Annotated in this window: 10 protein-coding genes; 7 read left to right on the top strand and 3 right to left on the bottom strand. The window is 69.6% G+C overall.

The window, feature by feature from the left end; all coding sequences use genetic code 11:
- The first annotated feature begins 48 nt into the window (after positions 1-48).
- Positions 49-2,730, top strand: a complete 2,682-nt coding sequence (pepN, locus tag FBX97_RS05250) for an aminopeptidase N (protein ID WP_255517304.1) — start codon at positions 49-51, stop codon at positions 2,728-2,730.
- Between the two features lie 21 nt (positions 2,731-2,751).
- Here the strand turns inward: pepN and FBX97_RS05245 are convergent, their stop codons facing one another.
- Positions 2,752-3,111, bottom strand: a complete 360-nt coding sequence (locus FBX97_RS05245) for a hypothetical protein (RefSeq protein ID WP_141829260.1) — start codon at positions 3,109-3,111, stop codon at positions 2,752-2,754.
- Between the two features lie 121 nt (positions 3,112-3,232).
- Between FBX97_RS05245 and FBX97_RS05240 the strand changes: the two genes are divergently transcribed.
- Positions 3,233-4,072: an endonuclease/exonuclease/phosphatase family protein gene (locus FBX97_RS05240; RefSeq protein WP_141829259.1), complete on the top strand. Its 840-nt coding sequence runs from the start codon at positions 3,233-3,235 to the stop codon at positions 4,070-4,072.
- Positions 4,073-4,132: 60 nt separating this feature from the next.
- On the top strand, positions 4,133-4,582 hold the full coding sequence (locus FBX97_RS05235) for a thioesterase family protein (RefSeq protein WP_141829257.1): 450 nt from the start codon (positions 4,133-4,135) through the stop codon (positions 4,580-4,582).
- 22 nt (positions 4,583-4,604) lie between these two features.
- Here FBX97_RS05235 and FBX97_RS05230 read toward each other — a convergent pair whose 3' ends face one another.
- A complete protein-coding gene (locus FBX97_RS05230; RefSeq protein ID WP_141829255.1) occupies positions 4,605-5,831 on the bottom strand; it encodes an AMP-binding protein in 1,227 nt (408 codons plus the stop codon).
- A gap of 192 nt (positions 5,832-6,023) precedes the next feature.
- Between FBX97_RS05230 and FBX97_RS05225 the strand changes: the two genes are divergently transcribed.
- The 3 genes from FBX97_RS05225 to FBX97_RS05215 are packed head-to-tail and all read left to right on the top strand — an operon-like array spanning position 6,024 to position 9,603.
- Complete coding sequence (locus tag FBX97_RS05225; RefSeq protein ID WP_141829253.1) at positions 6,024-6,416, top strand: phosphonate transporter; 393 nt, start codon at positions 6,024-6,026, stop codon at positions 6,414-6,416.
- An 8-nt stretch (positions 6,417-6,424) separates the two neighbouring features.
- On the top strand, positions 6,425-7,804 hold the full coding sequence (locus FBX97_RS05220; RefSeq protein ID WP_255517303.1) for a sensor domain-containing diguanylate cyclase: 1,380 nt from the start codon (positions 6,425-6,427) through the stop codon (positions 7,802-7,804).
- Positions 7,801-9,603 (top strand): bifunctional diguanylate cyclase/phosphodiesterase, encoded by a 1,803-nt coding sequence (locus FBX97_RS05215; protein WP_141829252.1) that lies wholly within the window; start codon positions 7,801-7,803, stop codon positions 9,601-9,603. Before FBX97_RS05220 ends, FBX97_RS05215 begins: the two co-directional genes overlap by 4 nt.
- Before the next feature lie 3 nt (positions 9,604-9,606).
- Here FBX97_RS05215 and FBX97_RS05210 read toward each other — a convergent pair whose 3' ends face one another.
- Complete coding sequence (locus FBX97_RS05210; protein ID WP_141829250.1) at positions 9,607-10,461, bottom strand: aldo/keto reductase; 855 nt, start codon at positions 10,459-10,461, stop codon at positions 9,607-9,609.
- 231 nt (positions 10,462-10,692) lie between these two features.
- Between FBX97_RS05210 and FBX97_RS05205 the strand changes: the two genes are divergently transcribed.
- The gene (locus FBX97_RS05205; RefSeq protein ID WP_185748478.1) at positions 10,693-11,913 is read left to right on the top strand and encodes a right-handed parallel beta-helix repeat-containing protein; all 1,221 of its coding nucleotides are present in this window, start codon (positions 10,693-10,695) and stop codon (positions 11,911-11,913) included.
- Positions 11,914-11,927 lie beyond the last annotated feature (14 nt).

Here is an 11,927-nt window from a genome sequence, read left to right as displayed (position 1 = left end):
CCACAAGCCGCGGCCATGGTCTTCAATCGTCGAACCGCAAGGATCACCGTGAACCGCTCCCGCTTCGCCTTCAGCTCTTCCTTCACCCTGCGCCTGCTGCCGCTGGCCGCCGCCACGGCAATGGCCTGCGCCGCTATGCCTGCCGCTGCCGCCGACACCGCCGCAGCGACCGTACCACGCGCCGAAAACGCCTACCTGTCGCAGCTTGACGCCGCTGCCCGTTCGGCACGCGTCTCGAACGTCGACTACGTGCTGGACTTCACGCTGACCGGCAAGGAAAATTTCAGCGCCTCCACGACCCTGGCGTTCGACCTGAAGGACAATGCGTCGGCCCTCACCGTCGACCTCGACAAGGCCACCGTCAAGTCGCTGACCGTGAACGGCAAGAGCGTCACCCCGCAATACAATGGCTGGTTCATCACGCTGGCTGCACAAGACCTGAAAAAGGGCCGCAACACGGTGACGGTCGCCTACGAGCGCCCGCACAGCACCAACGGCGAAGGCCTGCACCGCATGGTCGATCCGGTCGATGGCCGCGTGTATACCTACTCGCACTTCGAGCCGGCGGCGGCGCACCAGATGTTCGCCGCCTTCGACCAGCCCGACCTGAAGGGCACCTACCAGATCAACGTGACGGCCCCGGCCGACTGGACGGTGATCTCGACCACCCGCGAGACCAGGGTCAGCGCGGACGGCGCCGCCAAGCGCTGGACCTTCCCCCGGACCAAGAAGCTCAGCCCCTACAATTTCTCGATGCATGCCGGCCCCTACAAGATGTGGGAAGACAGCAGCGGCAAATACCCGATGCGCCTGTTCGCGCGCCAGTCGGTGGCGACGCAGATCAAGCCGGCCGAGTGGTTCAAGTACACCAAGGCCGGCCTGGCCTTCTTCGACGACTACTTCGGCGTGCCCTACCAGTTCGAGAAGTACGACCAGATCCTGGTGCCGGATTTCCTGTACGGCGCCATGGAAAACGCCGGTGCCATCACTTTCGCCGAGCGCGGCTTCATGTACAAGGCCGAGATGACCGCCGAGCAGCGCCAGCGCCTGGCCGGCGTGATCATGCACGAGATGGCGCACCAGTGGTTCGGCGACCTGGTCACCATGCAATGGTGGAACGGCCTGTGGCTGAACGAAAGCTTCGCTTCCTTCATGGGGACGCTGGCCACGGCCGAAGCCACCGAGTTCAAGGACGCCTGGCGCGCCTTCTACTCCAGCGGCAAGCAGGACGCCTATGCCCAGGACCAGCGCAGCACCACCCACCCGATCGAAGTACCGGTGCCGTCGACCCAGAACGCCTTCGACAACATCGACGCCATCACCTACTCGAAGGGCGCGTCGACCCTGATGCAGCTGCGGCACCTGCTGGGCGCCGACGTGTTCCGCAAGGGCGTGCACAACTACCTGGTCAAGTACCAGTACAAGAATGCGAAGCTGGACGACTTCATCGGCAGCCTGGGCCAGGCGGCCGGGCGCGACATGAAGGGCTGGACCCAGCAATGGCTGTACCAGCCGGGCGTGAATACGATCACTGCGAATTACACCTGCACGGGCGGCAAGATCGGCAGCTTCACGCTGCAGCAGAGTGCGCCGCAGGAGTTCCCGACCCTGCGCGAGCAGCGCGTGCAGGTGGCGTCGTTCCGCCGCGACGGCGAGCAATTGAAACTCGACCGCAAGGTGGCGGTCACCTACAAGGGTGCCAGCACTGCCGTGCCGGGCATGGTCGGCGCTGCCTGCCCGGACCTGGTGTATCCGAACTACGAGGACTGGGGCTTCGTCAAGGTGCAGCTGGACCCGCGCTCGTTCGACAGCGCGCGCGCCCACATGGAGGGCGTCGACGATCCGCTGCTGCGCGCCATGCTGTGGCAGAGCCTGTGGGATGGCGTCCGCGACGCCAAGCTGCCGCTGAACGACTTCATCGCCACCGCGCTCGCCAATGCGCCGGGCGAGAAGGACTACACGCTGCTGGGCGACGTGCTGGGCAAGGTCGTGCAGTCCAAGCATTACCTCGACCGCATGCACCTCGACGGCGCCTACACCGCGCAAGCCACGCGCCAGCTCGAAGAGATGAGCTGGAAAGGTGCCGTGGCCGCCAAGGGCGACGACAACTTCCAGCGCCGCTGGTTCGGCACTTATCTCGGCGTGGTCGGCTCGCGCGAAGGCCTCGACCGCCTCGCCACCCTGCTCGACGGCAAGACCACGATCGACGGCCTGGCCATCAACCAGGACCTGCGCTGGGCCATCATCGGCCGCCTGAACCGCTACGGCTACCCGGGCGCCGCGGCGCTGGTGGAAGCCGAGCAGGCGCGCGACAAGTCGGACACCGGCGCCGCCGCCGCGATCGCCGCCACCGTCAGCCGCCCGGACCCGGCGGTCAAGACCGAATGGCTGGGCACGATCCAGGACCTGCAGACCAAGCTGCCGTTCTCGCGCGTACGCACGGCGATGGGCAGCCTGTACCCGGCCGAACAGGGCGCGCTGGCCGAGCAGAGCGCCGCCCAGCGCCTGGCCAAACTGCCCGAGCTCGACAAGGCCGCCGGCACCGTCTACATGCGGTCCTACGGCCCGAGCCTGATCCCGGCCGCCTGCACCCCGGCCAGTGTCGCGCGCCTGCAGGCAGCAAGCACCGGCATGACGGCGCTGTCGGCCGGCACCCGCCGCGCCCTGCTCGACACGCTGCAGGAAGACCAGCGCTGCGTGGCCATCAAGGGCGCCATGACCGCGAAGTAATCGGCGACGCGAGCGCGGCGCTCAGCGCCGCTCGCGGCGGTCCTCGCCGGCCGGCGCCGCCGGCGCGGCCGGACCGCGGCACATCTCTGCCAACCGCGCCCAGGCCCCCTCGGCCTGGCAGTTGAGCGGCGGATTCAGCTCGAGCAGCTTGCCCAGCTCGACCGGCTTCATCGCGTTGACGTGGACGTTGCTGGCGAGCTTGATGCACATGACGTCCTGCCAGGCGGCCTGCACGTTGTGCGGGATCGGGAGCGGACCGCGCAGCTTGCGCGCCGCCGTCTCGCAGGCTGCCTGGCTCGGGAATTCGCCGCGCAGGTTGGCCTGGTCGAGCGTGACGTCCAGTCCCTGCTGCAGGTACAGCAAAAGAATCATCGTATACATTGCGGACTCCGTCGATCGTCTACCTAGGACGCCGGCCGCGCGGCCGCGTTCCGCACGCCTGATCTGCATCAGCTTGCGGCGGCGCAGCCGCACTAGCCTTGGTGTTTTCGGGAGGACGCGCATGATCGAGCTCATCACCTGGAATGTCCAGTCCGCCCGCACGGCGGCCGGCAGCGCCGACTGGCAGCAGGTCGCCGCCGCACTCGGGCGCTTCCCCGATGCCGCCATCCTGTGCCTGCAGGAAGTCAGCAGCGGCTTTCCGGCGCGCGACGGCAGTTCGGGCGGCGACGGTTTCGCCGCGCTGGCGACCGCCCTGCCCGCCTGGCACGCGGCGACTGCGATTGCACTGGATGTGGCAGGTCCGGATGGCGGTCGGCGCCGCCTCGGCTGCATGACCTTCTCGCGCTTCCCGGTCGTGCAGGTGCTGCGCCATTCGCTGCCGTGGCCGCTTGATGCCGCGGTGCCCAGCATGCCGCGCAGCGTGCTCGAACTGACACTGGACACGCCGCTCGGCCCCCTGCGGGTGCTGAACGCCCACCTCGAATACTTTTCGGAAGCGCAGCGCCTGGCCCAGGTCGACGGCCTGCGCCGGCTGCAGCAGGAAGCCTGCGCCCATGCCGGTGCGCCCCGTCCGGGCCTGGATGCCGGCGGGCCGTTCGCCGCCATCTCGCGCGCACGCGATGCCGTGCTGGCCGGCGACTTCAACATGCTGCCCGGCTCGCGGTCCTGGCAGCGCCTGCTGGCGCCGTTCGCCGACGGCACGCCGGCCTGGCTCGATGCCTGGCAGCTGGCCCGGCCGGGCCAGGCACATGCGCCGACGGTCGGCATCGGCAGCGCCGACCCGTTCACCTTCGACTACGCCTTCGTCGGCGCCGGACTGGTGCCGCGGGTGCGCAGCGTGCGCGTCGACGACGCTGCCGTCGGCTCGGACCACCAGCCGCTGCTGCTGACGCTCGGCTGAGCGCGCCGGGTCGGGCAGCGGCGGTAGAATACCGGGCGAACCAATCAGCAAGGACATGTTTTGGACTGGGATTACCCGAACCCCTACACCCTGCCCCGCGTGCCGCAAGCGGCCGACATCGATGGGCTGAACCATACCAACAACGCCGTCTACGTGCGCTGGTGCGAACAGGTCGGCTGGGCGCACTCCGAGGCGCTCGGCCTGACGCTCGACCACTACCGCGAACTCGACCGCGCGATGGCGATCCGGCGCGGCGAATACGACTACATCCTGCCGACCGTGCTCGACGAGCCGCTGCTGCTGGGCACCTGGCTGGTGGCCGGCGACGGCAAGCTGTCGATGGCGCGCCGCTTCCAGCTCATCAGGGAAAGCGACGGCGCCACCGTGCTGCGCGGCCACTGGGACCTGGTCTGCATCGATATCAGCAGCGGGCGCCCGCGGCGCATGCCGCAGGCCTTTCTCGATGCCTACATGCCGGCCGTGGTGCAGGCCATCAAGGCAGGCGACTAGTCACACGCTTTCCATGTGTGCTTCATTCGGCATCGATGATCCAGTCGGCCGGCTTGCCGCTGGCCTGGCGCGGCAGGCGTTCGCCGAAGGTCCAGGCTGCCGGCCGTTCCGGCGTCGCCAGCCGTTCGCCGGCCCAGGCGGCCAGTGCCTCGCCCAGGGCCGCGCGGTCGCCGCCATGGCCGGCGCGCGGCACGATGAAGGCCTTCAGGCGCCTGCCCTCGTCCGGCCGCATCAGGCGCACGGATGCCTCCGCCACCGCCGGGTGCATGCACAGCACGTCCGCCACGTAGCCCGGGAACACGTTGCTGCCGCCCACCTGCACCGCGTCGTCGATGCGGCCGGCGGGGAGGAAGCGACGGTCGTCCATCCATTCGAGCCTGTCCTGCAGCGGGTAGCGCGCCACGGCGCCGTCCGGCAGCCGTCGCTCGAGTTCCGGCACCCCATCCGCGCCCTGCCAGTAGGGGAACAAGGTAAACGGTGCGCCACCCGCCTCGCGCCAGCCGACGCCGCCGGTTTCCGAGCTGCCGTACACCTGCAGCAGGCGCAACCCGGCGCCGGCAAGGTCGCCGGCCAGCGCGTCCGGGCACGGTGCGGTCGAGCTCACGCCGGCGATGTCCGGCGCGAATGCCGGCTGCAGGCGCGCCAGCGCTTCCCACCAGCCCGGATGGGCCACCACCAGGTCACCGGGGCGCAGCAGGCCGAGGCAGGCAGCCGGGCTGGCCGCGCGCAGGTCGACCACTTCGTCGATGCCGAGCGCGTGCGGCAGCAGCGCCGTGAACAGGAAGCCGTAGATATGGTGGGAGGGCACCGCGCTCAGGATGCGGGTGCGGCCCGGCAGCAGGCCGGCCAGCACCCGGGTTTCCTGCCACAGCGTGGCCAGCGCGTGCGTGCAGCGTTTCGGCGTGCCGGCGCTGCCCGAGGTGCGGAAGGTGACAGCTTGCGCGCCATCCGTTTCGAGGCCTGCACGCGCCGCCGCCACCCACGCCTCCAGCACCGGATGGGCCAGCAGGCGCGCATCGACGTCGCCGCCCCGCAGGTGCAGGGCTTCGGCCAGCGCCGTACCCATGCCCAGCAGTTCGAGCGAATCGACGCCGAGGTCGTGGATGAAATGGCAGGTCCGCGGCCATGGCGGCGGCAGCGGCGGCCGTCCCGGACGGGCCTGGGCCAGCTCGAAGGCCAGCAGGTCGGTAACGACCCGCAGCAGGGTCGGATCGTGCCGCCACCAGGCGGCGGGCGTGGAATCATTCATGGGTGAAAGTCGCGGTTCGGGGGCAGCGCAAGATGGTGAGGCCGGGCCGCATTACTGTCAATTATTCAACGGAACGCCTATGAGACACAATTCCGACACACTCCCGTACGATTGATTTGACACGCCCATGGCACCGTGTCACCATGCATTTCTTAACTGCAACATCCAGATCCGACCTTGCTTGAGTCCTCAATGAATACTGCGACCACCCTGTCCTTTACCACGCCGGCCCTGCTCGAACAGCTGGCGCAACTGAATGCCGACCAGCTCGACGAACTCGACTTCGGCGTGATCGGCTTCGACGCCGAGACCAACGTCTGCCGCTATAACCGCACCGAATCGGAAGCCGCCGGCCTGACCGGGCCGCGCGTGCTGGGCCAGCCCTTGTTCACCAACGTCGCGCCCTGCCTGAACAACTTTATGGTCGGGCAGCGTTTCGACGACGCCGAAGACGGCAACACGGCACTCGACGACACCATCGACTACGTGCTGACGCTGCGCATGCGCCCGATCAAGGTCAAGCTGCGCCTGCTGGCCGAACCGGGTAGCGCGGTGCGCTACGTCCTGGTACAGCGCCGCCTGTGAGCGCGGCGGTGGACCTGCGGGCCTTCGCCGAGGACGCCAACGCGCGCCTGGCCGCCGAACACGAGGCGCTGATGCAGTTCCTGTACCTGTCCCCGGTGGGCCTGGTGCAGACCGACAGCGGCGGCGAGATCCTGATGATCAACCCGATCTCGGCCCAGCTGCTGATGCCGCTGGCGCACGACGGCAACCTAGTCAATCTGTTCGAGGCGCTCGAAGGCGTGGCGCCGGAGCTGCGCCACCTGTGCGCGACGTTCACGCGTCCGAACGGGATGGTGTGCGACGGCCTGCAGATCCACCTGAACTACCCGAACTATGCGGGCGGCGGCGCCCTGCGCCCGCGGCGCAGCCCGCAGGTGCTGTCGCTCAGCCTGCTGAAACTGGACGACACGCGCCTGATGGCAGTGCTGTCCGACGTCAGCGAGCAGGTGCGGCGCGAGCGCCAGCTGCGCCAGAACGACGCCTGGCTGAACGCCCTCCTCACCAGCATCACCGATTACGCGCTGGTCGGCCTCGACCGCGAGGGCCGGGTGTGCGAATGGAACGAGACCATCGGCCGCGTCACCGGGCATTCCGAAGCGGTGGTCGGCAGTTCGTACGCGGTGTTCTATCCGCCCGACGCGATCACCGACGAACAGGTGCACGACCGCCTGCGCGAAGCCGACCAGAACGGCTGGAACCTGGACGAAGGCGCGCGCGTGCGCGCCGACGGCAGCCAGTTCTGGGCCAGCGCCATGATTTCGCCGATTCCGGACCGCGACCTCGAGCCGGTGGACCCGGACGCGCCGGCCTATTGCATGGTCGTGCGCGACATCAGCGACAAGCGCGAGGCCATCGAGACGCGCCGCAAGTCGGCCTTCTGCGACCACCTGACCGGCGTCGCCAACCGCCGCGCCTTTTTCGAGGCGGCCGAACTGGAACTGCAGCGCAACCGGCGCGCGCCGCGCCCGACCGCGCTGATCCTGGTCGACGCCGATCACTTCAAGTGCATCAACGACCGCCACGGCCATCCGGGCGGCGACGCCGTGCTGCGCCAGCTCGGCCTGGTCCTGACCGCGACCTTCCGCCAGGTCGACGTGGTGGCGCGCATCGGCGGCGAGGAATTCGCGGTGCTGCTGCCGTCGTCGACGCTGGCGGGTGCGGCCGCAGTGGCCGAGCGCCTGCGCCAGGTGGTGCAGGCGCAGGCGGTGGCCTTCGAGGGTGCCTCCATCTCCCTCACCGTCAGCGCCGGCGTGGCCGCCAGCGACGGCGTCGACCTCGACCTCGAGACCCTGATGAAGCGCGCCGACCGCGCACTGTACGCCGCCAAGGCCGGCGGCCGCAACCGGGTCGAATGCTGGACCCCGGCCCTGTCCGAGCCGGCCGGCCCGTCAACCGGGGCGCCGCGATGACGCAGCCCGACAACATCGACGCCTACGAGGCCCTTGTCCAGTTCCTGTACCGCGCCCCGATCGGCATGGTGCAGACCTGCCTCGACGGCACCGTCGAGATGCTGAATCCGATGTCGTCCAACCTCCTGATGCCGCTGGTGCACGACGGCAGCATGGACAACCTGTTCACCGTGCTGCAGGACGCCGTCCCCCAGCTGGCGCGCATGGTGTCGGCCTTCAACGCGCCGTCCGGGGTGGTGTGCGAGAGCCTGCGCATCCAGCTCGGCGCGGCCGCCGGCCCGGGTGCGCCGCAGGTGCTGTCGCTGAGCGTGCTGAAGCTCGACGGCACGCGCCTGATGGCCACGGTCAGCGACGCCACCGCCGAGGTCCAGCGCGAACAGGAACGGCTGGCGCGCCGCCTCAAGAACGAAGCGCGCATCGACACCCTGACCCGGATGCCGAACCGCGAGGCGCTGCTCGAGCAGCTGCAGCAGATCCTGGCGCGCCCGCGCGGGAACACCGGCTACGCCCTGCTGTTCATGAATTGCGACCGCTTCCGTCAGATCAACGACAAGCTCGGCCAGCAGGCCGGCGACCGCCTGCTGGTGCAGGTCAGCGAGCGCCTGCGCGCCGCCTTGCGCCCGCCCAGCGACCGCATCGATCCGGGCGCCGGCGGCGGCCAGCTGGCGGCGCGCATCGGCTCCGACGAATTCGCGGTGCTGCTGGACGGCATGCGCTGCCGCGAAGACGCCGAGCGGGTCGCGGCGCGCCTGCTGGACTCGCTGTCGAAACCGCATTCGCTGGCCGGCCAGGAAGTCACCTGCACCCTGAGCCTCGGAATGGTGTGGAGCGACGATGCCGGCGACGCCGCCGGCGAGATGCTGCGCGACGCCAGCATCGCCATGATCGAAGCCAAGCGCGCCGGCGGTGCCCGCTGCGTGCAGTTCGAAACCGCCATGCGCGAACGCGCCGCGCGCCGCGCCGACATCGAGGCCGACCTGCGCCTGGCGCTGGTCGAGGACCAGCTGTTCGTGGTCTACCAGCCGGTGGTCGGGCTGCGCGCCGACGGCGGCACCGACTTCAACGCCGGGGTCGAGGCCCTGGTGCGCTGGCAGCATCCGCAGCGCGGCGTGGTGCCGCCCTTCGAATTCATCCAGGTGGCCGAGGAATCGGGCCTGATCGGCGCGCTCGGCGACTTCGTGCTGCGCCGCGCCTGCCGCGACTTCGCCGCCTGGCAGCGCGAACTGGGCACCCGCGCGCCGCGCCTGCTGGCGGTGAACCTGTCGCGCGCCCAGCTGGGCGAAGCCGGGTGGCCGCAGACCGTGCGCGAAGTGCTCGACCAGAACGGCATGCAGGCCTCGGCCCTGCAGCTGGAAGTGACCGAGAGCCTGGCCGCCCAGGACCAGCAGGTGCAGCAGCGCCTGCACGAGCTCAAGGCAATCGGCATCACGCTGGCGCTGGACGATTTCGGTACCGGTTATTCATCGCTGTCGAGCCTGCACCAGCTGCCGGTCGACACGGTCAAGATCGACCGCTCCTTCGTGTGCCAGGCCGACACCAGCCACCACCACCAGGTGCTGATCGAAGCCACCGTCAAGGTGGCGCAGAGCCTGGGCATGAGCACGGTTGCCGAAGGCATCGAGACCGAGGCCCAGCTGGCCGCCGTGCGCGCCCAGCAGTGCGCCAAGGGACAAGGCTACCTGTTCAGCCGGCCGCTGACCTCGGCCTCGCTGCTGGACTGGCTGCGCGAAAAGATGCCGGCGCCGGCCGGCGGGTCGCTGTCGGCGCCGGCGGCGGCGCCGCTGGTCGCGCTGGCCTGAGCCTCAGCGCATCTCCAGCGGGCGGCGCCGCTTCGGCGGCGGGAAGCCCGCGTCCGGCGTAGCCATGTCGTCCTCGGTGAGACGCGGCGCCAGGTCGAGCGCCGCGCGGTTGGCGCGCACGTGCGCCGGCTGCACCGCCTTCGGGATCGTCACCACGCCATCCTGGCGCAGCAGCCAGGCCACTGCCACCTGGGCCGGCGTCACGCCATGCCGCCCGGCCACCGTGTGCAGCTGCGGCCGGCCGAGCAGCGGCGCCTGGTCGGCCGCATTCGATTCGAGCGGCGAATATGCCATCACCGGGATGCCCTGCTGGCGGCACCACGGCAGCAAGTCCCATTCGATGCCGCGCCGCGCCAGGTTGTACAGCACCTGGTCGGCGGCGATGCTGTCCCCGTGCGGCAGCGCGGCCGCTTCCTGCATGTCGTCGAGGTCGAAATTGCTGACGCCGAAGTCGAGGATCTTACCCTCGTCCCTGAGGCGCGCAAAGGCGTCCAGCGTTTCCGCCAGCGGCACGCCGCCGCGCCAGTGCAGCAGATAGAGGTCGAGGCGGTCGGTCTTCAGGCGGCGCAGGCTGCGCTCGCAGGCGGCACGCACGCCGGCGCGGTCGGCATTGTGCGGATACACCTTGCTGACCAAGAACACCTCGTCGCGGCGTCCGGCGATCGCCTCGCCCACCACTTCCTCGGCGCCGCCCTCGCCATACATCTCGGCGGTATCGACCAGCGTCATCCCGAGTTCCAGCCCGAGCCGCAGCGCCGCCACCTCGCCGGCGCGCGCGCCCGGGTCCTCGCCCATATACCAGGTGCCCTGGCCCAGCACCGGGATCGTGCGGCCGGAAGGCAATGTCAACTGTTTCATGTGTCCTCTCTCAACCGGGGTCAGCGTCCGGTTTTTGGCAAGTTCTCTCGTTCAATTCTAGCGGTTTGGCGCCGCCCTTCGCGCCACGCAGGTGGCATGCGCCTGCCGTAGCGCGCTTTGCCACCTTGGATGGACGTTGCGGGTGCTCAAGCGCGCGTTTGAGGTACCCGGACTTGCTGCCGGATCGGTCCGGCACAATGGGGCCGCTGGCTGAACCGGGACCCAATGATCATGAATCCGACCTTTTTGCCTTTTTGCCGGGGCTTGCCGGTGCTGCTGCCGGGGCTGCCGGCTGCCGTGCCGCTGGCTTTCCTGCTGGCGTGCGCCGGCTGCCGCGTCAAGGAAGCGCCCACCGTCACCGTCACGCCCCAGGTCGTGCCGACCGAGCTGTACGTCGCGCCCGACGGCCTGGACAGCAATCCCGGCACCCGCAGCGCGCCGCTGCGCACGCTGGCGCGGGCGGCACGCCTGGTGGCGCCCGGCACCATCGTCAACGTGCTGCCCGGCACCTACCACGGCGGTTTCCGCACCGACGTCAACGGCTTGCCGAATGCACGCATCGTGTTCCGCTCGAGCGAGCCGGGACGCGCGCGCATCGTGCCGCCGCCGGTGTCGGGCAGCGACGTGGCCTGGGACAACCGCGCCAGCCACGTCGACATCGAGGGCTTCGAAGTCGACGGCAGCGCCCAGGTGGACGGCGCCCAGGCGCTCGGGGTGGCCGCCAGCACCGGGAAAAAATGGAGCGTCGGCATCTACAGCGGCGGATCGTACAACCGCATTGCCGGCAACCACGTGCACCACGTCGCCAACACGATCGCCTGCACCACGTCCGAGGGCGCCGGCATCGGCGTCGACAGTTTCTACAAGGGCATCCATTCCGAAGTCGACGCCAACAGCGTGCACGACATCGGCCCGCCCGGCTGCCGCTTCGTGCACGGCATCTACATGAATGCGCCGGGCAGCATCCGCAACAACATCGTCTACCGGATCTCCGGCAGCGGCATCCTGCTGTGGCACGATGCGCACGATGTCCTGGTGGCCAACAATACGGTGACGGCGTCCGAGACCGGCATCCTGGTCGGCGGCGGCGACTTTTTCCACAGCAAGGGACCGAACGACCACACCCGCGTGATCAACAACATCGCCTACGACAACCGCCACGGCATCACCGAACTGGGCGCGACCGGCGCCCACAACAGCTACCGCAACAACCTGGTCTTCCACAACCTCGACGGCGACTGGCAGCTGGCGCAGGGCATGCGCCACAGCGGCACGGTGGCGGCCGAGCCGGGCTTCATCGCCTACGACCGCAACGGCGCCCCCGACTTCCGCCTGGCCGCCAGCTCGCCGGCGATCGGCAAGGGCTTGCGCGACGAAGCCGGCGGGCCGGATTTCTACGGCAAGGCGCGCGCCGGCGCGGGACCGGTCGACATCGGCGCCGCCCAGCACTGAGCGGCCAGGGCGCC

The sequence above is a fragment of the Herbaspirillum sp. SJZ107 genome (genome assembly GCF_006715485.1).
Lineage (GTDB): Bacteria > Pseudomonadota > Gammaproteobacteria > Burkholderiales > Burkholderiaceae_D > Telluria.
Note: the sequence above shows the minus strand (reverse complement) of the source record. Positions and strands in the feature narration are given on the sequence as shown.

What these genes read in the sequence shown, in the direction of transcription:
- FBX97_RS05215 (WP_141829252.1), top strand. Translation starts at nt 7,801, where the DNA reads ATGACGCAGCCCGACAACATCGACGCCTACGAGGCCCTTGTCCAGTTC.
- FBX97_RS05245 (WP_141829260.1), bottom strand. Translation starts at nt 3,111, where the DNA reads ATGTATACGATGATTCTTTTGCTGTACCTGCAGCAGGGACTGGACGTC.
- FBX97_RS05205 (WP_185748478.1), top strand. Translation starts at nt 10,693, where the DNA reads ATGAATCCGACCTTTTTGCCTTTTTGCCGGGGCTTGCCGGTGCTGCTG.
- FBX97_RS05225 (WP_141829253.1), top strand. Translation starts at nt 6,024, where the DNA reads ATGAATACTGCGACCACCCTGTCCTTTACCACGCCGGCCCTGCTCGAA.
- FBX97_RS05230 (WP_141829255.1), bottom strand. Translation starts at nt 5,831, where the DNA reads ATGAATGATTCCACGCCCGCCGCCTGGTGGCGGCACGATCCGACCCTG.
- FBX97_RS05240 (WP_141829259.1), top strand. Translation starts at nt 3,233, where the DNA reads ATGATCGAGCTCATCACCTGGAATGTCCAGTCCGCCCGCACGGCGGCC.
- FBX97_RS05210 (WP_141829250.1), bottom strand. Translation starts at nt 10,461, where the DNA reads ATGAAACAGTTGACATTGCCTTCCGGCCGCACGATCCCGGTGCTGGGC.